Raw genomic sequence first — 20,272 nt, 5'->3', positions numbered from 1 at the left:
GCGCACCAGGTCAGGAACACAGGGTCAGTTCGAAGGTGGCGTCCACGGGCGCTGGTTTCAAGCGTCCGTCCTCGTCCTGGCGCATCAGCCGGATCGAGACCATCAGACGGTGGCCGCTGATCTCCGGAATCAGGCCCAGGCTGGGGTCGATGCGCATGCGCAGCATGTGGAAGCTGCGCCCCGGCGGCAGGCTCTGCTGGTACTGGCCGCCGTGGGCGGCCACCTTGTGCGGCGAGCCGCTGTCCCGCAGCAGGCCCAGCAGCACGTTCAGCGCTTCGGCCAACGGCATCAGCGTCTGTGCCCACTGCATCAGGTCGTTACGGCGACGCACTGGCAGCAGCTGCTGCCACGCGTAGTAGGCGGGCAGGTCGAACTCGCAGGTGCCGCCCGGGATCGAAATCCGGCTGCGGATGCTCATCAGCCACTCGTTGGTCGTGAGCGCATGACCGGCCTTGCCGGGCAACTGGTTGAGCTTGTCGAAGGCGGCATCGATGCGGCCGACCACCTCGTCCAGCACGGCTTCAGACACCGCGGGATTGCCGCGGTAGCTGTTGAACTGCGTGCGGTGGCGCTCCAGCTCCTTGAGCAGGTCGGCCTTGAGGTCGGCACGCGAGGCGACGTCCATCACCTCGAAGATGGTGGCCAACGCGAAGTGGTGATCCATCGCGGTGTCGCGCGCCATCAACTGACCGAGCCGATCGAACAGGTGTTCGAGTCTGAGCATCGTGCGGATGCTCTCGTTGAACGGGTATTCGTAGAGGACCAAGTCGACATCCCTTTGCGGCAAGTGACCATTGTTCCACAGTGTCACAGTGCCCCCCGATCCGGTAGCGGGGTCAGAGCAGGGGACTGGTCAGCAGCATGCGGACTTCTTCTTTCAACTGTTCGAGCGTGAGACCGTCGTTGTGGATGACCGCGTCCGCGGCGGCTCGGCGTTGAGCGCGCGTCGCCTGCTGCGCCAGGATGGCGCGCACGGCCGGCTCGCTCAGGCCTGATCGCGCGATCACGCGGGCGAGCTGAGTCTCTTCCTGGCAGTCGACGACCAGCACGCGGTCGACCAGGCGCCGCCAACGGCCGGATTCGACCAGCAGCGGCACATCGAACACGACCCGTTGCCCCGGCGTCGCGAGCGCTGCCTGCCGCGCCGTTTCCGCGCCGATCATCGGATGCAGGATGGCTTCGAGCGCGCGTTTGGCCTCCGGGTCCTGGAAGGCCAGTTCCCGCATCGCGGCCCGGTCCAGCGCACCGTCAGGCGCGACGAAGGTCGGACCGAATCGCATCGCGATGGCCGGCATCGCGCCGCCGTCAGGCAGGGTGAGTGCGCGGGAAATCGCGTCGGTGTCGATCAGCAGCGCGCCGCCCAGCGCCACCAGTGCCGACGCCACGGTGCTCTTGCCGCTGCCGATGCCGCCGGTGAGACCGATGCGCACGAGTTGCTCCGAGGAGAGATCAGACTGGCTGAAGTCCCAGCCAGACCGCGACCTTGGCGGTCCCGATGAGCAGCACCGCGAGTCCGCCGCCGGTCAGGAACGGACCGAACGGCACATAGCGACCCTCGCGCAATCCCCCTCGGAGTTTCAGTCCGATGCCCACGAAGGCGCCGATCAGCGAGGCGAACAGCGCGACCGGCAGCACCATCTGCCAGCCCAGCCACACCCCCAGGGCTGCCAGCAGCTTGAAGTCGCCGTAGCCCATGCCTTCCTTGCCGGTGGCGAGCTTGAACACCCAGTAGATGGACCATAGCGAGAGATAACCCACGAGCGCCCCGATCAACGCATCGGTCAGCGAGACCGGAATCCATCCGGCGTACGCCGCGATCAGGCCGGCCCACAGCAGGGGCTGGTTGATGCTGTCGGGCAGCAGCGTGGTGTCCCAGTCGATGCCGGCCAACGCCACCAGCGCCGCGGCGAAACCGCAATACAACAGGCTGGTCGGCTGAGGGCCCAGGCGCCAGGCGATGCCCGCGAACAGAAGGCCGGTGAGCAGCTCGACGAACGGGTAACGCGCGGAGATCGGCGCCTTGCAGGACGCGCATTTCCCACCCAATCGCAGCCATCCGAGCAGTGGCAGATTTTCGTGCCAGCGCAACTGGTGGCCGCAATGCGGGCATCGCGATGGCGGCCGGACCAGCGAGAACGCGGGCTGGCGATCGAGCGACTCCCGCAAGGGGCCCGCCGCGGCCGCCAGGTGACGCGCCGCGGCCTCGTCGAGCCCGGCGTGGGTGCGCAGGTCGCTCTCCAGCGCCAGTTGGTCAGCGCAGTCGGACAGCCACTCGCGGTGCAGCATCACCGGCAACCGGTAGATGACGACGTTGAGGAAGCTGCCGACACACAGGCCGATGAGGCCGAGGAACGCGGGCGAGAGCAGCGCGTCCAGCAGAGCCGGGTCCAGCACTTACACCACCGCGCCCAGCTTGAAGATCGGCAGGTACATCGAGATCACGATGCCGCCGATCAACGTGCCCAGGAACACGATGATGATGGGTTCCATCAGGCTGGACAGCGCCTTGACGGCGTCATCCACCTCTTCTTCATAGAAGTCGGCCGCCTTGCCCAGCATGTGGTCCAGCGAGCCGGATTCCTCGCCGATCGACGACATCTGCAGGACCATGATCGGGAAGATGCCGGTCGTCTGCATCGATGTGGTCAGCGAAGCGCCGGTCGACACGTCGCGCTGGATCTTTTCGGTCGCCTCGACGAATACCGCATTGCCGGAAGCGCCCCCCACCGAGTCCAGGGCCTCCACCAGCGGCACGCCCGCGGCGAACATCGTTGCCAGCGTGCGTGTCCAACGTGCGACCGCCGACTTGTAGATCAACTGGCCGAACACCGGGATTTTCAGCAGGAGCCGGTCCATGAACTTCTGCATCTTCTCCGAGCGTTTCCAGCTCTGGAAGAAGAAGTACAGGCCACCGCCGATGACGCCGAAGATCAGCCACCAGTACGCGACGAAGATCTCCGACATCGCCATCACGAACAGCGTCGGAGCCGGGAGGTCAGCACCGAAGGACTTGAACACGTCCTTGAAGGCCGGGATCACGAAGATCATGATCACGGCCGTCACGACGAAGGCCACGATCAGCACCGCGATCGGGTAGGTCAGGGCCGACTTGATCTTGCCCTTCAACGCAACGGTCTTTTCCTGGTAGATCGCCAGACGGTCCAGCAGGGCTTCCAGGATACCGCCCTGCTCGCCGGCCTCGACCAGGTTGCAGTAGAGCGCGTCGAAGTAGAGCGGGTGCTTGCGGAAAGCGGCCGACAGCGAAGTGCCGGTCTCGACGTCCTGACGGATGTCGGTCAGCAGCTTGGTCAGGCGGGGATTCGGGCTGCCGCGGGCGACGATGTCGAACGACTGCAGCAGCGGGACGCCCGCGCGCATCATCGTCGCGAGCTGACGTGTGAAGACCGAGATGTCCTTCTGCTTGATGGACTTGCCGCCGGAGCTGCGCCGCTTCTTGATCTTGCTGACCAGGATGCCCTGGCGCCGCAGCGACGCGCTGATGACGGCTTCGCCGCCGGCCCGCATCTCTCCGCGAACGATCTTGCCGTTGCGGTCCTTGCCTTCCCATTCGAAGACGTATTCCTTGATGCCCTTGGCCGCGCTCTTGGCGCCTGCGGTGGTCGTCGCCATATCACCTCCTGCCGTCGCGCCAGACGAGTGGCGCTCCCAATCTTTGACTCGTTCGATCAGTCCTGGTGACCTGACGCCGGACATGCGAACGCGGCGCCCGAGGACGCCGCGTCATGCTCCCAGTGTCATTCGTTGGTGGCCGCCAGCACCTCTTCCAGTGTCGTGACGCCCGCCCGGACCTTGACCAGCCCGGACTGCCGCAAGTCCCGCACGCCATCCGCGCGGGCTTGCTGGGCGATGTCCACGGCCGTTCCCTCGGACAGGATGATCCGCTGGATCGCCTCCGTGATGGGCATCACTTGGTAAAGGCCGACGCGTCCACGATAACCATTGTTGCAATTCGAGCAGCCGACGGCCCGATAAGGCTTCCAGCTGCCGTCGAGGTCCGACTCCACGAAGCCGGCGCGAAGCAGTGCTTCGCGCGGATATTCGGCCGGCGCCTTGCAGTTCTCGCACAAGCGGCGCGCCAATCGCTGTGCGGTGATCAGCAGCACGCTCGAGGCGATGTTGAATGGCGCGACGCCCATGTTCAGCAGGCGGGTCAGCGTTGTCGGCGCGTCGTTGGTGTGCAACGTCGACATCACCATGTGACCGGTCTGTGCAGCCTTGATGGCGATGTCCGCCGTCTCCAGATCCCGGATTTCACCGACCATGATGATGTCGGGATCCTGGCGCAGGAAGGCCTTGAGCGCGGCCGAGAAGGTCAGCCCCGCCTTGTCGTTGACGTTGACCTGGTTGATGCCGGGCAGGTTGATTTCCGCCGGATCCTCGACGGTGGAGATGTTGGTGCCGGGAACGTTCAGGATGTTCAGGCAGGTGTACAGCGACACCGTCTTGCCCGAGCCGGTCGGCCCGGTGACCAGGATCATTCCGTAGGGCCGCTGGATGCAATGCAGCAGCCGTTCTTTTTCAATCTTCTCGTAACCCAGGGCCTCGATGCCGAGCTTGGCCGAGGAGGGGTCCAGGATCCGGATCACGATCTTCTCGCCGAACAGCGTCGGCAGCGTCGAGACCCGGAAGTCGATCGCCTTGGAGCCGAACTTCAGCTTCATCCGGCCGTCCTGGGGGACGCGGCGTTCGGAAATGTCCATCCGCGAGATCACCTTGATCCGCGATGAGAGCTTGTCCTTGATCGCGATCGGCGGCTGCGTGATCTCGCGCAGCTCGCCGTCGACCCGGAACCGGACGCGGTAGTGGTATTCGAACGGCTCGAAGTGCAGGTCCGAGGCCCGCATGTTGATGGCGTCCACCAGCATCTTCTGGAGGAAGCGCACGACCGGCGCATCCTCGACGTCGGTGATTTCCTGCGTTTCCTCGGGCGGTGGTGCGTCGTCCTCGGCGATGTCGAAGTCGAAGTCCTCGCCGGAGATCGCCTCCAGGGCCTCGGCGGTCGAAGCGGCGGCGATGCCCAGCAGTTTCGTGAGCTTGTCGTGCTCGACGATGATCCATTCAGGTGTCAGCTGGGTGGCGAATTTGATGCGCTCGACGACTTCCTGCTCGGTCGGATCCGCCCCGCCGATGAACAGCCGGTTGCCACGGCGCGCCAGTACCACGACCTGATACTGCGCCGCGAGCTTCGCGTCGATGATGTTCTGCGGCAGCTTGTGCCCGTCGACCGCATTCAGATCCAGCAACGGCAAGGCGAGCGCATGCGACAGCGTGTGGGCGAGGTCCGTCGGCGAGACGGTGCCCGAGGCCATGACCGCATTGATGAAGCTGGTCTTCTTTTCCCGCGCGAGTTTGACCAGGTCCTCGGCCGCCTGCGGCTTGAGCTTGCCGGCGTGCACGAGCACGCGGGCAACGCCTGACAGGGCGGACTGAGGGGGTTCGGCCAGAGTGGTGTCCACGGATATCGCCATCGGGTAGGGTCTTGCCGGATGCCGGCGCGCGCGCCGGAGCAGCCCCTCACTTTACCCCCATGAACGGAGGGCCGGCAGCAGGGGCTGTCCTGGCTTTCACTGAAGTCAGACGCTTCGTGCAATTTCGGCCTTGGTCACTGGAAATTGAGCGCGAAATGTGCGAGACATCCCACTGCCGCCGGCTTCTGCGCAAGGCCTGACCCTCGGATCGTCGGAGCATTGCGCGACGACGCCTTGCGTGGCGTGATCTGGCGCGCAAAGAAAAACGCCGCGAATCTTGCGATTCGCGGCGTCATCGATGTGCCTGGTCGGGGTGAGAGGATTCGAACCTCCGGCCTCTACGTCCCGAACGTAGCGCTCTACCAGGCTAAGCTACACCCCGTTTTGTCACTCGATCGAGAGTCTGTTCAAGAACTTCTCTCCACCGACTGAGCCGCAAATTCTAGCAGGCTTTCTTTCCACTTGGAAAGAGGCAGTGCGGACAAATGTTGTCTCGCCTGTGCGACTTCCGCGCGGGCGGCTTCGCGCGTCGCTTCCAGCGCGCCGGTGCGGCGCACGATCGCGACGATGTCCTGCAGGCGCTCGACCTCGCCGTGCTCGATGGCGTGGCGGATCAGCGCGCGGTCGTCCTCGGTGCCGCGCTCCATCGCGATGAGCAACGGCAGCGTGGGCTTGCCCTCTCGCAGGTCGTCGCCGACGTTCTTGCCCAGCGATTCGCTGGTGCCTTCGTAATCCAGCGTGTCGTCGATCAGCTGGAAGGCTGTGCCCAGGGCGCGGCCATAGCCGGCGCAGGCTTCCTCCAGCGCGGGCGGGGCATCGGCCAGCACCGCGCCGAGGCGCGCACTGGCCTCGAACAGCTTGGCCGTCTTGTAGCGGATGACACGCAGATAGCTGTCCACCGCGACGTCCGGATCATGCATGTTCATCAACTGCAGGACTTCGCCTTCGGCGATCACGTTGGTCGCGTCCGCCAGCACTTCCAGCACGCGCATCCGGTTCACGGACACCATCATCTGGAAGGCGCGCGAATACAGGAAGTCGCCCACCAGCACGCTCGCCGCGTTGCCGAACAGCGCGTTGGCGGTCTGCTTGCCGCGACGCAGCGCGGACTCGTCGACGACGTCGTCATGCAACAGCGTCGCGGTGTGGATGAACTCCACGACCGCGGCGAGTTCCCGGCTGGCGGGAGAGTCGGCATCCAGTGCGTTGGCGAACATCAACACCAGCTTGGGCCGCATCCGCTTGCCACCGGCGTGGATGATGTAGGCGGAGATCTGGTTGATCAGGGCGACGTCCGAGCGAAGCCGCTGCGCGATCACGGCGTCGACTTCATTCATCTGCGCATTCAGCGCCTCGAGGACCTCGGTAACTGGGGTAGAGGCAATGGGCTGCACTCTGGACTCACTGTGAGGGGAAGCGCGGATTATAGGAAGGTGCGGACGCAGGCCCGTCCGTGAAGTCCACGCCTTCGCACGGGCGCGTCGTCGTTGCCGGTGGGGCGGGTTCCGGCGCGTGTCGCAGCGGCCGCGGATTTCCGCGGACGCGCTGCGGAAGGCCGGTGGTTGCGGGCTTTGCGGCTGCCCAGGGTTTGCATCAGTGCAGCAGGTTGTGCTACATTCTTGGGCTCCGCATCTTTGTGCGGTGTTTTTTCTTGGGCGGTCGGCAGGCGCTTCTGGCACCTGATGCGCCGCTCTCATGTGAAAGGGCTGATATGTACGCGGTCATAAAAACCGGCGGCAAGCAATACAAAGTTGCTGCTGGCGAAAAGATCAAGGTAGAACAGATTGCTGCGGACGTTGGCCAAGAGATCGTGATTGACCAGGTGCTGGCCGTCGGAAACGGCGCGGACCTGAAGATCGGGACTCCCTTGGTTGCGGGTGCAAGCGTCAAGGCCACTGTGGTGGCTCACGGCAAGCACGACAAGGTGCGCATCTTCAAGCTGCGTCGTCGCAAGCACTACAAGAAGAGCCAAGGCCATCGCCAGACGTTCACCGAGCTGGAAATCAGCGCGGTCAACGGCTGATTCCCTGACTCTCTCGTAATCTGATCAAGGAGTAATCCATGGCACAGAAAAAGGGCGGCGGCTCGACACGAAACGGCCGCGACTCGAAGCCGAAGATGCTTGGCGTCAAGGTGTACGGCGGCCAGACCATCTCGGCTGGCTCGATCATCGTCCGCCAACGCGGCACGAAGTTCCACGCTGGTACCAACGTGGGCATGGGCAAGGACCACACGCTGTTCGCGCTGATCGACGGCACGGTGTCCTTCACCGTCAAGGGCGAAAACAGCCGCTCCACGGTCGTCGTCACGGCGATCTGAGCGACTTGATGTCCTGACGCCGCGACGCGGGAGACCTGGTCTCCCGTGTTCGGCGGACCCAGAGCCCCGGCATCGTCCGGGGCTTTGTTTTTCTCGGTGCCTGATACCGTCGGGCGCCGCGCCGACCGCGAGTCCCGGCGAAACCTGACTCGCTCCGATTCAAAGCATGGCCTTGCGCGGGAGCGCGGGGGCGTGAATTACGATAGCCCCGCTCCGGGACTGAAGGCCATCCATGAAGTTCGTTGACGAAGCCACCATCGATATCGCCGCCGGCAACGGCGGGGCGGGCTGCGCCAGTTTCCGCCGCGAGAAGTTCATTCCGTTCGGCGGTCCGGACGGCGGGGATGGCGGCCGCGGCGGCAGCGTCTTCGCGGTGGCCGACCGCAACCTGAACACGCTGATCGACTACCGCTACGCGCGCCGCCATGAGGCCCGCAACGGCGAGGCTGGCCGTGGCTCGGACCAGTTCGGCGCTGCCGCGGACGACATCACGCTGAAGGTGCCGGTGGGCACCATCGTGCGCGACCTGGAGACCGACGAGATCATTGCCGAGCTGCTCGAGCCCGACGTGCCGGTGCTGCTGGCCAAGGGCGGCGACGGCGGCTTCGGCAACCTGCACTTCAAGACCTCGACGAACCGGGCGCCGCGTCAGAAGACGCCCGGCTGGCCCGGCGAGATCAAGAAGGTGAAGATGGAGTTGCGCGTGCTGGCCGACGTCGGCCTGCTGGGCCAGCCCAACGCCGGCAAGTCGACGCTGATCGCGGCTGTGTCGAACGCACGTCCGAAGATCGCCGACTACCCGTTCACGACCCTCTACCCGAATCTGGGCGTGGTGCGTGTGGGTCCGGAGAAGAGCTTCGTCATCGCCGACATCCCGGGCCTGATCGAAGGTGCCGCAGAAGGCGCCGGCCTGGGCCATCAGTTCCTGCGTCACCTGCAGCGCACGCGCGTGCTGCTGCACGTGGTCGACCTGGCGCCGTTCAACCCGGACGTGGACCCGGTGGCCGAGGCCAAGGCCATCGTCAAGGAACTGAAGAAGTACGACGAGGCGCTGTACGAGAAGCCGCGCTGGCTGGTGCTGAACAAGCTGGACATGGTGCCCGCGGAAGAGCGCGCCGCCCGTGTGAAGGACTTCGTGAAGCGCTACAAGTGGAAGGGCCCCGTCTTTGAGATCTCCGCGCTGACGCGCGAGGGCTGCGAGCCGCTGATCCGCGCCATCTACGAGCACGTGGCAGCGATCCAGTCACCGCCGGTGGAAGACCCGGATGCACGGTTCGACGCACCGACGATCGATCCGCCCAAGGCCTTCCAGGAAACGCGCAAGACGCGCGCCACGAAGGCCAAGGTGATCAAGGCAGCGAAGGCTGAGAAGGCCGACAAGGCGGAAAAGCCGCCCGAGCGCGACCCGCGCTTCGATCCGCTGCCCTGACTTCCGTCTTCGACCTCACGGCACCCTGATCCTCCGCGCATGAGCAACGACAACTTGAACGGCCACTCGACGGGTGTCTTGAAGGACGCACGACGCATCGTCGTGAAGGTCGGCTCGAGCCTGGTGACCAATGAAGGCCGTGGCGTCGACGCCGAGGCCATCGGCAACTGGTGTCGGCAGCTCGCGGAACTCGCCCGCGAAGGGCGGGAAGTGGTGATGGTGTCCAGCGGCGCGATCGCCGAGGGCATGAAGCGCCTGGGCTGGGCGAGCCGGCCCAAGGAACTGCACGAACTGCAGGCTGCGGCGGCCGTCGGCCAGATGGGCCTCGCGCAGATGTACGAGACCAAGCTTCGTGAGCAAGGCTTGACGAGCGCGCAGGTGCTGCTGACGCACGCCGACCTGGCCGACCGCGAGCGCTATCTGAACGCGCGTTCGACATTGCTGGCCTTGCTGCAGCATCGCGTGCTGCCGGTGATCAACGAGAACGACACCGTCGTCAACGACGAGATCAAGTTCGGCGACAACGACACGCTGGGCGCGCTGGTCGCGAACCTGGTCGAGGCGGACGCGCTGGTGATCCTCACGGACCAGAAGGGCCTGTACTCGGCGGACCCGCGCAAGGATCCGAACGCCCGCTTCATCGATCGTGCGACGGCGGGCAAGCCCGAGCTCGAAGAGATGGCCGGCGGCGCGGGCACCAGCATCGGGCGCGGCGGCATGATCACGAAGATCCTGGCCGCCAAGCGCGCGGCCAGCAGCGGTGCCAACACCGTGATCGCCTGGGGTCGCGAGCCCGATGTCCTGCTCCGCCTGGCGGCTGGCGAGGCCATCGGTACGGCGCTGATGGCATCGACCGCGAAACTCGCGGCGCGCAAGCAATGGATGGTCGATCACCTGCAGTTGCGCGGGAAGGTCGTCGTCGACGCGGGCGCGGCGATCAAGTTGCGGGAAGAGGGCAAGAGCCTGCTGCCGATCGGCGTGCAGGAGGTGTCGGGTGAATTCCATCGCGGCGACGTCATCGCGATCGTTGATCTGGCCGGGCAGGAGCTCGCACGTGGCCTGACCAACTACGGCAGTGCGGAGGCCCGGCTGATCGCGCGCAAGCCGTCGTTCGACATCGAGCGCGTGCTGGGTTACGCGGCCGAGCCCGAGCTGATCCACCGCGACAACCTGGTGCTGCGCTGACGCAGCGTCGATGCGGCGCCGAAGCGCGAACACCAAGAACAATGGCGCCCGAGGGCGCCATTTTCATTCCCACAGCAAGGGTCGCGGGCCGTCAGTCCTTCGCGGGCTCCACCGGACCACCATGGGCCGCCGCGGGCGGTGCGACTTCACGGGCATCGCGCGATTCCTGATGGGAAACCTCCGCATGCGCGGTGCCGTCGTGCTCATGGGGCCGGTGATCGAAGCGCTCATGCCGGTGATGGTCCTGATCTCCATGGTCGCCATGTCCGCCCTGGCGGTCGCCGCGCGGAGGCGGCCGCATGCCGGCGCGCAGGTAGCGGTTGTGGTGATTCAGGCGCGGCAGGAAACGCGCCAGTTCAGTCAGCGCCATCTGATACACGCCGCGCTTGAATTCGATCACGGCCTCCAGCGGCACCCAGTACTCGTTCCACCGCCAGGCATCGAACTCGGGATGGTCGGTGGCGCGCAGGTTCATGTCGCTGTCACGCCCCATCATCTGCAGCAGGAACCAGATCTGTTTCTGCCCGCGGTAATGACCGCGCGCGTCGCGCCGGATGAAGTGGTCGGGAACCTCGTAACGGAGCCAGTCCCGCGTGCGCGCGATGATGCGCACGTGGTCCGCAGTGAGGCCAACTTCCTCATGCAGCTCCCTGAACATCGCCTGCTCGGGCGTCTCTCCATGCTTGATGCCCCCTTGGGGGAACTGCCAAGAATGGGTGCGTATGCGCTTGCCCCAGAACACCTCGTTCTTGTGGTTGAGCAGGATGATGCCGACGTTGGGCCGGAAGCCTTCACGGTCGAGCATAATCAACCTTCAAATCATTCGTTGGATTGATTATTGCACCGGGGCTGCAACCCGGCGCGATCATCGCTAACCCTCGGTGATGCACGGTTTTTTCCGCGGCGGCCTGGCTGACCGCGGACTTTTATTTTCTGCGCCCATGAAAGCCTCCCAGTTCTTCATCTCCACGCTCAAGGAAGCGCCCGCCGATGCGGAAATCGTCAGCCACAAACTGATGATGCGGGCCGGCATGATCAAGCGCCTGGGCGCGGGCATCTACAACTACATGCCGATGGGCCTGCGGGTGATCCGCAAGGTCGAGAACATCATCCGCGGCGAGATGAACCGCGCTGGCGCGGTCGAACTGCTGATGCCGGTCGTGCAACCGGCCGAGCTGTGGCAGGAGACGGGCCGCTTCGACAAGATGGGCCCGGAGTTGCTGCGCGTGAAGGATCGCCACGGGCGTGACTTCATCATCCAGCCGACGTCGGAGGAGGTCATCACCGACATCGCGCGCCAGGAGCTCCGCAGCTACAAGCAGCTGCCGAAGAATTTCTATCACATCCAGACGAAGTTCCGCGACGAGCGCCGCCCCCGCTTCGGGATCATGCGCGGCCGCGAGTTCACGATGAAGGATGCGTACTCGTTCGACCGCGACAAGGAGGCGGCCGGTCGCAGCTACGACGCCATGTACACGGCCTACGGCAGGATCTTCGACCGCCTGGGTCTGCAGTACCGCGCGGTGGCGGCGGACACCGGCGCGATCGGTGGCGATCGCTCGCATGAGTTCCAGGTCATCGCCGAGACCGGCGAGGACGCGATCATCTATTGCCCGACCAGCGACTACGCGGCCAACATCGAGTTGGCCGAGGCGCTCTCGCTGATCGCCACGCGCGGCGCCGCGACGCAGACGCTGGCGAAGACGCCGACGCCCGGCAAGGCCACCTGCGCCGATGTCGCCGAGCTGCTGAAGCTGCCGCTGTCGCAGACGGTGAAGTCGCTGGTGCTGGCGACCGACGAACTCGACGAGCACGGCACGATCGTCAAGTCGCAGGTCTGGCTGCTGCTGGTTCGCGGCGATCACGACCTGAACGAGGTGAAGGTCGGCAAGCTCGAGGGCCTGAAAGGCGGTTTCCGCTTCGCGACCGCCGCGGAGATCGACGCCCACTTCGGCTGCAAGCCCGGCTACCTCGGCCCGATCGGCCTGAAGCAGCCGCTGAAGATCATCGCCGACCGGACCGTCGCCAACATGGCGGACTTCGTCTGCGGTGCCAACGAGGCCGACTTCCATTTCACCGGTGCGAACTGGGGCCGTGACCTGCCCGAGCCCGAGCTGGTGGCCGACATCCGCAACGTCGTCGAAGGTGATCCCTCGCCGGATGGCAAGGGCGTGCTGGCGATCCAGCGCGGCATCGAGGTCGGCCACGTCTTCTATCTCGGCACGAAGTATTCGGCCGCGATGAACGCGAGCTACCTCGACGAGAACGGCAAGCCGCAGCTGATGGAGATGGGTTGCTACGGCATCGGCGTGACCCGGATCCTGGGTGCGGCGATCGAGCAGAACCATGACGAGCGCGGCATCGTCTGGCCCGACGCGATCGCGCCCTTCACCGTGGTGGTCTGCCCGATCGGCATGGATCGCAGCGACGATGTGAAGGCGGCCGCGACCAAGCTGCACGAAGAGCTGCTGGATCTTGGCATCGACGTGCTGCTGGACGACCGCGGCGAGCGCCCCGGCGCGATGTTCGCGGACTGGGAGCTGGTCGGCGTGCCGCATCGCGTGGTGATCTCCGATCGCGGCCTCAAGGAAGGCCAGGTCGAGTATCAAGGCCGCCGCGATGCCACCGCGACCAAGCTGCCGCTGGCTGAGGTCGTCGCTCATCTGAAGCAACGCCTGGCGTGAATCCGGCCCGTCCGCCGCAGCGCGTCGCGGCGGTGGACGCGCTGCGCGCGATCGCACTTTTCCCGGTGATCGCCGTCAACTGGGTCGGTTACCCGGCCCTGCCGGATGCCGGACCGCTCAGCCCGCCATCGCCGGCCGATGGGATCGTGGCCCAGGTGATCTCCTGGTTCCTGCATGCGCTCATCGCGGGCAAGGGCATCGCGCTGCTCGCCTTCCTGTTCGGCTACAGCCAGGGGCTGTCCCAGTCGCGGGGCGATGAGGCCTTGGGCAAGCGCCGGCGTCGGCTGGTCAAGATGCTGACGCTCGGCCTGCTGCACGGGACCTTTCTCTACATGGGCGACATCCTGACGCTCTACGCCGTCGCCGGCGCGGTGCTGGCGATCTGGGCCGGGCATTCGATGGCGATGCTGAAGGTTCGACTGCGCGTGTTGATCGCGCTGGAACTCGCGGTGATCGCGCTCACCGTCCTGATGGCCAGCATGCCGCTGTCAGGCGAGCCGTCGATGCCGCTGTCGGCGCCGGCGTCATGGGGCGACTGGACGCTGCGCAACGCGGGACACTTCCTCGCGTCGACCATCGCCTTCGCCACCCTGGGTCTGCCGACGCCGCTGCTCTTGATGACCGCGGGATTGATGGCGGCACGCTTGCGGCTGTTGTCCCACCCGCGCTGGGAGCCTGCGCTACGGCGTTGGTCGCGCCGCTGGCTCTGGCCGGCGGTGGCGACGAACATCGCGTTCGCCACGCTGCTCTGGCCCGGGCTGCGAGATGGCGACACCTCCGTCACCAGCCGCTACGCGATCTTCTATCTCTATCCGACGATGCTGCTGTTGAGCGCCGCCGTGCCCGCGCTGGTGCTGCGGTTGCGCGGCAATCCGCGACTGCTGAACGCGCTCGCGCCGCTGGGGCGGCACACGCTCACGCTGTATCTCTCCAGTTCGGTCCTGAGCTTTGGGCTGTTCGGCGGTGCCGGCCTGGCGTGGCAGCCGGGGACGGTGGTGGTGGCCGGTCTCGCGCTCGCGTACTGGACCGGGGGCCTGCTGCTCGCACGGGCGCGCGGTCCGAGACCTTTGCCGCTGGAGCGCTGGCTGTCCCGCTGACGGCGGCGGCTCGCGCCGTTATGCTGCCGCGCCTCTTCCTTCCGCATTCCGATCGATACCGATCCCGCTGTTCCCGTGACTGATCCTGGCTTCAAGACGATTGCCCCGACTTCGCGCCGCGCGCTGCTGCTCGCTGGCGCGGCCGTCTGCCTGCCGCGCCAGGCGCTCGCCGGCGCCCAGGTGGAGGAGCCGTTGGCCGACGCGGTCCGCTCCGCGCTGTCCGCGGCGATCGCCTCGGACGCGCCGCCCAAGCCGCATTTCGATTCGATCGAGCCGCGCCTGGCTTACCTGCGCTGGCTCGGCGAAATGAGCGAGCGCATGAAGCGCAAGAAGAGCGAGACGCAGACGCGGATCGAGTTTCTCGAGACCATCTGGTACGAGAGCGCCCGCGCGGGCCTTGAGACGGCGCTGGTGCTGGGACTGGTGCAGGTGGAGAGCGGTTTCCGCAAGTACGCGATCAGCGTCGCGGGCGCGCGCGGCTACATGCAGGTGATGCCGTTCTGGACGCGCTCGATCGGCGATGGACAGGTCTCGCGGCTGTTCCACATGCAGACCAACCTGCGCTTCGGCTGCGTGATCCTGCGGCACTATCTCGACCGCGAGAAGGGGGACCTTTTCCTCGCGCTGGGACGCTACAACGGCAGCCGTGGACGGCCCGAATACCCCAACATGGTGATGGGCGCCCGCAAGGCCTGGCTGATGCCTGGGCAGACCTGACGCCAGGTCAGGCCCGATCTCAGATCAGGATTGAGGCCGCAGGCCCAGCCACGCCTGCGGCGTCGCGCCGGGCAGTTGCGCCAGTTCGAGCACGCGCTCGACGGTTTCCGCCACCATCTCGTCGATCGACTTCGGCTTCAGGTACAGCGCCGGCAGCGGCGGAAAGATGATGCCGCCCATCTCGGTCACCGCGGTCATGTTGCGCAGGTGGGCGAGGTTGAACGGCGTCTCCCGCACCATCAGGATCAGCCGCCGGCGTTCCTTGAGCGTGACGTCGGCGGCGCGGGTCATGAGGTTGTCCGACAGCCCGTGCGCGACCGCGGCCAGCGTGCGCATCGAACAGGGCGCGACAACCATCGCGGCGGTCGGGAAGCTGCCGCTGGCGACACAGGCACCGACGTCGCCGGGCGCGTAAGCGAAGTCCGCCTCGCGCTCCAGCGCGTCGCGTGCGAGCCCCAGTTCATGGTGGGCGTTGAGCACGCCGGCGGGGCTGAGGATCAGGTGGGTCTCAGCGCCGATCGCCCGGGCCCGGCGCAGCAGTTGCAGCCCGTAGGCGGCGCCGGTCGCGCCGGTGATGCCGACGATCAGGCGTGGCCGAGGCGCCGCAGCTGCCGTCATCAGGCCTTGGCCAGCAACTGCTGCAGCTCGCCGCTCTCGTACATCTCCATCATGATGTCGGAGCCGCCGACGAATTCGCCGTCGATGTAGAGCTGCGGGATCGTGGGCCAGTTGGCGTAGTCCTTGATGCCCTGGCGGACGCTTTCGTCCTCGAGCACGTTGAAAGTCTTCAACTCGCTGGCACCGCTGGCCTTGAGGATCTGGATCGCGCGCCCGGAGAAGCCGCACATCGGGAACTGCGCAGTCCCTTTCATGAAGAGCACGATGCGGTTGCCCTTGACCAGGTCGTCGATGCGTTGCTGAACGTCGCTCATGGCGGAGATCCTCTGAAAGCTGATGCGGGAAGGCGTATGCGCTGCACGGCAGGATCCGTTCCGGGCTACGGAGCCTGGGCCGGCGCAGTGCCGCGCGATTCGTGGATTATCAAGCAGCGCGCAAGCCCGCGCTGCGCAGGGCTCAAGTCGCTCGCGCGGCGTCTGGCCAGCGGGAGAGGATCAGAAGCTGTAGCTGACGCCGAACTGGACGACCGGCTTGTAGCGCAGGTCCTGCGACAACTCGCCTTGCGGGGCGCTGTTGCCCAGGCGAAGGCTGGAAGCACCACCGCCCACCACGCCGACGTCGGCGCTGAAACCCCAGCCGCCGCGCAGCGAGTAGCTGGTGTAGCCGACGCCCACGTAGGACAGCGACAAGTTGGGCTCGCGCTCCGGTCCGGTGAGCAGACTGAGGCTCCGACGGCCGGCCGACAGCGATGGCGAGACCGCCGCGCTCTGGCCCAGTGCCAGGCCGGAACTGCTCTGCAGCAACGACATCGGGCCGAGCATCAGCCCGCCGGTGGCCCGCAGGCCGCCCCGCGTGCCGGCGCCCAGGCCGGATCCGGTGAGGTAATAGTCCGCCAGCAGGTTCGCGCTCAGCAGGCGACTGCCATTGCGGGCGTCGAAGGAGAGACTGCCGCTGTCCTGGCTCTGGCTCAGCTGAAGCCGGCCTTGCCAGTTGGTGAACGCCTTGCGATCCGGTTTCAATTGCAGGCCCTGTTGGGCCCAGGCGGCGCCAGCCATGCAGACACTGCCGGCCAGGACCACGGCAACGCGCAGGAGCAAGGGGGCGGCGCTCATGACAGGTCTCCCAGACAGACGACGAACCCGTTTCAAGATGGATCAAAACGGGCACCAAGTCAGACCATGCTACGCCCGCCCCGATGACCGCGCCAGATCGAGTTGAGGGGGATTCCCGGCACTGTTGCGGATTCCCGGCGCGGTTTCTCGCAGTGTGGAAACAGTCTGTGAGCCGCGCCACATTCCTGTGAGGCGCGGCACATTCCTTACGCCGTCCAGCGGCCGCCGGTGGCGCGGGCTTGGCCGCCCAGGTCGCGGCGGTTCTCCACGTCGACGAAGCCGCGTGCGCTCAGCAGATCGGCCACCGCGTCGGCCTGGTCATACCCGTGTTCGAGGAGCAGCCATCCGTTGGCGCGCAGCCAGACCGGGCCTCCCTCGATCAGTCGCCGCAGATCGGCCAGCCCGTCGCCTTCCGGCGTCAGCGCCATGCGCGGCTCGTGCCGCAGGGCGTTGAGGTGATGATCGTCGCCGGCAACGTACGGCGGGTTACTGATGATCAGGTCGAACGCCAATTGACCCGCCAGCGGCTCATACCAGCTGCCGAGATGCGCGTCGACCGACAAGCCCAGCCTGCGCGCGTTGTCCTGGGCGACGGCGAGGGCCCCGGCGCTAGCGTCGACCATCCGGACGTCCGCTTCGGGGCGTCGCGACTTGATTGACAGCGCGATCGCACCGGTGCCCGTGCCCAGGTCGACAACTCTCGGCGCGGGCAGGTCGGCGATCCGTTCGAGGGCCCATTCCACGAGCACCTCGGTGTCCGGCCGCGGGATCAGCGTGTCCGGCGTGACGCGCAGCGTCAGGCCGAAGAATTCCTTTTCGCCGCTCAGGTAGGCGAGCGGCACGCCGTCGAGGCGGCGGGCGAGCCATTCCTGGAAGCGCTCGCGCAGCGAAGCATCGAGCGGATCCGTGTCGTGTGCGATCAGCCAGGCGCGCGAGACGCCCAGCAGCGCCTGCAGCAGGTATTGCGCCTCGCCGCGGGGCAAGCCAGCGGTGATCGCGGCGCGTTCGGCTGCTGCAACCGTCATCGCATCGTTGGAAGCGCTCATCCCTGGCCGCCTTCCAGCGCCGCGAGCTGTTCCGCGGCTTGTGCCTGTTGCAGGCCGAGCAGCACGTCGGCGAGATCGCCGTCCATGATCGCGCCGAGCTTGTAGAGCGTCAGATTGATCCGATGGTCGGTCAACCGTCCCTGAGGGAAGTTGTAGGTGCGGATGCGGTCGCTGCGGTCGCCGCTGCCGATCAGGCTCTTGCGCTGCGCGGCTTCCTTGGCGGCACGCTCGTTGCGGTCCTTGTCGCGCAGCCGCGCGGCGAGCACCGCCATCGCCTTGGCCTTGTTGCGGTGCTGGCTGCGGTCGTCCTGGCACTCGGCGACCAGGCCGGTCGGCAAGTGGGTGATCCGGATCGCGCTGTCGGTCTTGTTCACGTGCTGCCCGCCCGCGCCGCTCGCGCGGAAGGTGTCGATGCGCAGCTCGGCGGGGTTGAGCTGGATCTCCTCGGCCTCGTCGGGCTCCGGCATCACCGCGACCGTGCAGGCGCTGGTGTGGATGCGGCCCTGCGACTCGGTGGCGGGCACCCGCTGCACGCGGTGGCCGCCCGACTCGAACTTCATCTGCCCGTACACGCCGTCACCGTCCAGGCGCATCACGATTTCCTTGTAGCCCCCGAGGTCCGATTCGCTCGCCGACAGCACCTCGCAGCGCCAGCCCCGGTCCTCGGCGAAGCGCGTGTACATGCGGGTCAGGTCGCCCGCGAAGAGCGCGGATTCGTCGCCGCCGGCGCCGGCGCGGATCTCGAGGAACGCGGGCCGATCGTCGTCAGGATCCTTGGGGATCAGCGCGAGCTGCAGTTCCTGATCGAGTTGCGCCAGATCCGCTTCGGCGCCGGCGATCTCCTCGCGCGCCATCTCGATCATGTCGGCGTCGCCGCTGTCGAGCAGCTCGCGGGCGGCGGCAAGGTCCTGCTCGCGCTGGACATAGCGGCGGTAGCGCTCGACCAGCGACGACACCTCCGACTGCTCGCGCGTCAACGCGCGATAGCGCTTCATGTCGGCGGCGACGCTGCCGTCGGCGAGCGTGCTGTCGAGTTCCGCCAGCCGATAACCGAGGCGGTCGAACTTCTGGCGCAGGGCGTCTTTCATGGGCGTGGGCAGGGGAAAAGCGGAGGGACGACGGTGCGGTCCGTGGACCGCGAGCGGAAAGGCACGGCGTGCCCCGAAAAGAGCGACCGGAGCCGGTCGCCCGTGCGCGAGGAACGCGCCGCTACGAATCCGCTTCGTCGCCGAGTGCGTCCGGACGGGCGCCCGACGCTTTTGCGCTGCCGCGCAGGAACAGGCGCGACACCGTCTGCGCCATCTGCAGCCGCTGCTCGCCATCGCTGCCGTTGAGCTCGGCCATCGCGCCGTGCAGCATCTTCTGGGTGAGGCCGCGTGCCAGCGCGTCCAGCACATCGTCGATGTCCTCGCCCTTGGCGATCAGCTTGCGTGCGCGCTGGATCTCGGCCTGCCGCCAACTGTCGGCCTGCTGGTGCAGGGCCTGGATCAGCGGTACCGTGTGGCGCTGGCCCAGCCAGTGGACGAAGCTCTGGACGCCGGTCTCGATGATGGCCTCGGCCTGCTGGACCGCGGCCTGGCGCTTCTCGCCGGCGGTCTGGACCAGCTTGGACAGGTCGTCCACGGTGTAGAGGTAGACGTCGTCCAGCTTGGCCACTTCCTGCTCGATGTCGCGGGGGACCGCCAGGTCGACCATGAACATCGGCTTGTGGCGGCGCTTCTTCAGGGCGCGCTCGACGGCGCCCAGGCCGATCAGCGGCAGGCTGGACGCGGTGCAGGAGATCACCGCGTCGAATTCGTGCAGGCGGTCGGGCAGGTCCGCCAGCCGGAAGGCTTCACCGCTCAACTGATGGGCGAGCTTCTCGCCGCGCTCCTGCGTGCGGTTGGCAATGGCGATCGCCTTCGGCCCCTTGGCTGCGAAATGCGTGCCGACCAGTTCAATCATCTCGCCCGCGCCGACCAGGAGCACCCTGATGTCAGTGAGGTTCTCGAACAGCTGCGAGGCCAGTCGTACCGAGGCCGCGGCCATGCTGATCGAATGGCTGCCGATCTCCGTGGAGCTCCGGACTTCCTTGGCCACCGAGAAGCTGCGCTGGAACAGCTGGTGCAGCGTCGTGCCGAGCGTGCCGGCCGAATCCGCCTCACGCACGGCCTGCTTGAGCTGGCCGAGGATCTGCGGTTCGCCCAGCACCATCGAGTCCAGCCCGCTGGCGACCCGGAAGGCGTGCCGCGCGGCGGCGCCGTCCTCGACCACGTACGAGTGGTCCATCAGCGTCGAGCTGCCAACCCCGCCGACCTGAGCCAGCCAGTCGACGGCGGGGCGGACCATGTCGGCGTCGCCGGCGACATAGAGTTCGGTGCGGTTGCAGGTCGAGAGGATGGCCGCTTCAGCCGCGGCGGTGCGGCGGCGGTGGGGCGTGCCGATCTGGTCCTGGAAGCGCAGCAGCGTCGGGGCCAGTTGCTCGAGCGTGAACGCGAAACGTCCACGCAGATCGAGCGGCGCGGACGTGTGGTTCAGACCCAGGGCAAAGACGGACATGCAGCGATTATAAAATTCCCGCCCGACCCGTGTCTCGC

General features: G+C 66.6%; 20 protein-coding genes and 1 tRNA gene. 7 read left to right on the top strand and 14 right to left on the bottom strand.

The genetic code is table 11. From position 1 onward, the window contains the following. Positions 1 to 10: 10 nt before the first annotated feature. From zapD to AC1VNM_RS18250, 7 genes are all read right to left on the bottom strand, one after another. Entirely contained in the window at positions 11 to 766 is a 756-nt protein-coding gene (gene zapD / locus AC1VNM_RS18280; RefSeq protein WP_088407952.1) for a cell division protein ZapD, read from the bottom strand. Positions 767 to 836: 70 nt separating this feature from the next. Then, positions 837 to 1,430 (bottom strand): dephospho-CoA kinase, encoded by a 594-nt coding sequence (gene coaE, locus AC1VNM_RS18275; protein WP_483107852.1) that lies wholly within the window; start codon positions 1,428 to 1,430, stop codon positions 837 to 839. Positions 1,431 to 1,449: 19 nt separating this feature from the next. After that, positions 1,450 to 2,394, bottom strand: a complete 945-nt coding sequence (locus tag AC1VNM_RS18270; RefSeq protein ID WP_483107851.1) for a prepilin peptidase — start codon at positions 2,392 to 2,394, stop codon at positions 1,450 to 1,452. After that, positions 2,395 to 3,630, bottom strand: coding sequence for a type II secretion system F family protein (locus AC1VNM_RS18265; protein ID WP_377160151.1), 1,236 nt, complete (start codon positions 3,628 to 3,630; stop codon positions 2,395 to 2,397). Between the two features lie 125 nt (positions 3,631 to 3,755). Next, positions 3,756 to 5,489: a type IV-A pilus assembly ATPase PilB gene (gene pilB, locus AC1VNM_RS18260; protein WP_483107850.1), complete on the bottom strand. Its 1,734-nt coding sequence runs from the start codon at positions 5,487 to 5,489 to the stop codon at positions 3,756 to 3,758. Positions 5,490 to 5,794: 305 nt separating this feature from the next. Continuing rightward, a tRNA-Pro gene (locus tag AC1VNM_RS18255) sits at positions 5,795 to 5,871 on the bottom strand. 25 nt (positions 5,872 to 5,896) lie between these two features. Continuing rightward, positions 5,897 to 6,826: a polyprenyl synthetase family protein gene (locus AC1VNM_RS18250; protein ID WP_431263802.1), complete on the bottom strand. Its 930-nt coding sequence runs from the start codon at positions 6,824 to 6,826 to the stop codon at positions 5,897 to 5,899. Between the two features lie 374 nt (positions 6,827 to 7,200). Here AC1VNM_RS18250 and rplU point away from each other — a divergent pair, with 374 nt between their 5' ends. From rplU to proB, 4 genes are all read left to right on the top strand, one after another. Next, positions 7,201 to 7,512 carry a 50S ribosomal protein L21 gene (gene rplU / locus AC1VNM_RS18245; RefSeq protein ID WP_297531896.1) on the top strand — a complete coding sequence of 104 codons (312 nt, stop codon included), beginning with the start codon at positions 7,201 to 7,203 and terminating at the stop codon, positions 7,510 to 7,512. A gap of 38 nt (positions 7,513 to 7,550) precedes the next feature. Next, entirely contained in the window at positions 7,551 to 7,808 is a 258-nt protein-coding gene (rpmA, locus tag AC1VNM_RS18240) for a 50S ribosomal protein L27 (protein WP_088407914.1), read from the top strand. Between the two features lie 232 nt (positions 7,809 to 8,040). Further along, positions 8,041 to 9,237: an Obg family GTPase CgtA gene (gene cgtA, locus AC1VNM_RS18235; protein ID WP_431100203.1), complete on the top strand. Its 1,197-nt coding sequence runs from the start codon at positions 8,041 to 8,043 to the stop codon at positions 9,235 to 9,237. Between the two features lie 39 nt (positions 9,238 to 9,276). Beyond that, positions 9,277 to 10,422, top strand: a complete 1,146-nt coding sequence (gene proB, locus AC1VNM_RS18230) for a glutamate 5-kinase (RefSeq protein WP_377160156.1) — start codon at positions 9,277 to 9,279, stop codon at positions 10,420 to 10,422. 91 nt (positions 10,423 to 10,513) lie between these two features. On the opposite strand, the gene AC1VNM_RS18225 is transcribed toward proB, so the two are convergent. Beyond that, on the bottom strand, positions 10,514 to 11,227 hold the full coding sequence (locus tag AC1VNM_RS18225; protein ID WP_377160158.1) for an RNA pyrophosphohydrolase: 714 nt from the start codon (positions 11,225 to 11,227) through the stop codon (positions 10,514 to 10,516). A 136-nt stretch (positions 11,228 to 11,363) separates the two neighbouring features. On the opposite strand from AC1VNM_RS18225, the gene AC1VNM_RS18220 reads away from it, so the two are divergent. From AC1VNM_RS18220 to AC1VNM_RS18210, 3 genes are all read left to right on the top strand, one after another. Beyond that, entirely contained in the window at positions 11,364 to 13,106 is a 1,743-nt protein-coding gene (locus AC1VNM_RS18220; RefSeq protein ID WP_483107849.1) for a proline--tRNA ligase, read from the top strand. Further along, complete coding sequence (locus AC1VNM_RS18215; protein ID WP_483107848.1) at positions 13,103 to 14,203, top strand: DUF418 domain-containing protein; 1,101 nt, start codon at positions 13,103 to 13,105, stop codon at positions 14,201 to 14,203. Before AC1VNM_RS18220 ends, AC1VNM_RS18215 begins: the two co-directional genes overlap by 4 nt. A 75-nt stretch (positions 14,204 to 14,278) precedes the next feature. Beyond that, complete coding sequence (locus tag AC1VNM_RS18210) at positions 14,279 to 14,920, top strand: lytic transglycosylase domain-containing protein (protein WP_483107847.1); 642 nt, start codon at positions 14,279 to 14,281, stop codon at positions 14,918 to 14,920. A gap of 24 nt (positions 14,921 to 14,944) precedes the next feature. On the opposite strand, the gene AC1VNM_RS18205 is transcribed toward AC1VNM_RS18210, so the two are convergent. The 6 genes from AC1VNM_RS18205 to hemA all read right to left on the bottom strand — a co-directional run bounded on the left by AC1VNM_RS18205 (position 14,945) and on the right by hemA (position 20,234). Further along, complete coding sequence (locus AC1VNM_RS18205; protein WP_483107846.1) at positions 14,945 to 15,538, bottom strand: UbiX family flavin prenyltransferase; 594 nt, start codon at positions 15,536 to 15,538, stop codon at positions 14,945 to 14,947. Next, entirely contained in the window at positions 15,538 to 15,852 is a 315-nt protein-coding gene (gene grxD / locus AC1VNM_RS18200; RefSeq protein ID WP_377160166.1) for a Grx4 family monothiol glutaredoxin, read from the bottom strand. The genes AC1VNM_RS18205 and grxD overlap by 1 nt, the downstream gene beginning before the upstream one ends. A gap of 180 nt (positions 15,853 to 16,032) precedes the next feature. After that, positions 16,033 to 16,650 carry a hypothetical protein gene (locus AC1VNM_RS18195; RefSeq protein WP_377160168.1) on the bottom strand — a complete coding sequence of 206 codons (618 nt, stop codon included), beginning with the start codon at positions 16,648 to 16,650 and terminating at the stop codon, positions 16,033 to 16,035. 206 nt (positions 16,651 to 16,856) lie between these two features. Next, complete coding sequence (gene prmC / locus AC1VNM_RS18190) at positions 16,857 to 17,696, bottom strand: peptide chain release factor N(5)-glutamine methyltransferase (RefSeq protein WP_483107845.1); 840 nt, start codon at positions 17,694 to 17,696, stop codon at positions 16,857 to 16,859. Further along, positions 17,693 to 18,784, bottom strand: coding sequence for a peptide chain release factor 1 (prfA, locus tag AC1VNM_RS18185; RefSeq protein WP_377160172.1), 1,092 nt, complete (start codon positions 18,782 to 18,784; stop codon positions 17,693 to 17,695). Before prfA ends, prmC begins: the two co-directional genes overlap by 4 nt. 121 nt (positions 18,785 to 18,905) lie before the next feature. Continuing rightward, positions 18,906 to 20,234, bottom strand: coding sequence for a glutamyl-tRNA reductase (gene hemA / locus AC1VNM_RS18180; RefSeq protein ID WP_431100193.1), 1,329 nt, complete (start codon positions 20,232 to 20,234; stop codon positions 18,906 to 18,908). Between the last annotated feature and the right edge of the window lie 38 nt (positions 20,235 to 20,272).

Source organism: Mitsuaria sp. MSU3D, from assembly GCF_056867975.1.
This window is presented reverse-complemented; position numbering and strand designations above follow the sequence as displayed.

What these genes read in the sequence shown, in the direction of transcription:
- cgtA (WP_431100203.1), top strand. Translation starts at nt 8,041, where the DNA reads ATGAAGTTCGTTGACGAAGCCACCATCGATATCGCCGCCGGCAACGGC.
- grxD (WP_377160166.1), bottom strand. Translation starts at nt 15,852, where the DNA reads ATGAGCGACGTTCAGCAACGCATCGACGACCTGGTCAAGGGCAACCGC.
- rplU (WP_297531896.1), top strand. Translation starts at nt 7,201, where the DNA reads ATGTACGCGGTCATAAAAACCGGCGGCAAGCAATACAAAGTTGCTGCT.
- AC1VNM_RS18265 (WP_377160151.1), bottom strand. Translation starts at nt 3,630, where the DNA reads ATGGCGACGACCACCGCAGGCGCCAAGAGCGCGGCCAAGGGCATCAAG.
- hemA (WP_431100193.1), bottom strand. Translation starts at nt 20,234, where the DNA reads ATGTCCGTCTTTGCCCTGGGTCTGAACCACACGTCCGCGCCGCTCGAT.
- AC1VNM_RS18220 (WP_483107849.1), top strand. Translation starts at nt 11,364, where the DNA reads ATGAAAGCCTCCCAGTTCTTCATCTCCACGCTCAAGGAAGCGCCCGCC.
- AC1VNM_RS18195 (WP_377160168.1), bottom strand. Translation starts at nt 16,650, where the DNA reads ATGAGCGCCGCCCCCTTGCTCCTGCGCGTTGCCGTGGTCCTGGCCGGC.
- pilB (WP_483107850.1), bottom strand. Translation starts at nt 5,489, where the DNA reads ATGGCGATATCCGTGGACACCACTCTGGCCGAACCCCCTCAGTCCGCC.
- AC1VNM_RS18250 (WP_431263802.1), bottom strand. Translation starts at nt 6,826, where the DNA reads ATGAATGAAGTCGACGCCGTGATCGCGCAGCGGCTTCGCTCGGACGTC.
- prfA (WP_377160172.1), bottom strand. Translation starts at nt 18,784, where the DNA reads ATGAAAGACGCCCTGCGCCAGAAGTTCGACCGCCTCGGTTATCGGCTG.
- prmC (WP_483107845.1), bottom strand. Translation starts at nt 17,696, where the DNA reads ATGAGCGCTTCCAACGATGCGATGACGGTTGCAGCAGCCGAACGCGCC.
- rpmA (WP_088407914.1), top strand. Translation starts at nt 7,551, where the DNA reads ATGGCACAGAAAAAGGGCGGCGGCTCGACACGAAACGGCCGCGACTCG.
- AC1VNM_RS18205 (WP_483107846.1), bottom strand. Translation starts at nt 15,538, where the DNA reads ATGACGGCAGCTGCGGCGCCTCGGCCACGCCTGATCGTCGGCATCACC.
- AC1VNM_RS18225 (WP_377160158.1), bottom strand. Translation starts at nt 11,227, where the DNA reads ATGCTCGACCGTGAAGGCTTCCGGCCCAACGTCGGCATCATCCTGCTC.
- proB (WP_377160156.1), top strand. Translation starts at nt 9,277, where the DNA reads ATGAGCAACGACAACTTGAACGGCCACTCGACGGGTGTCTTGAAGGAC.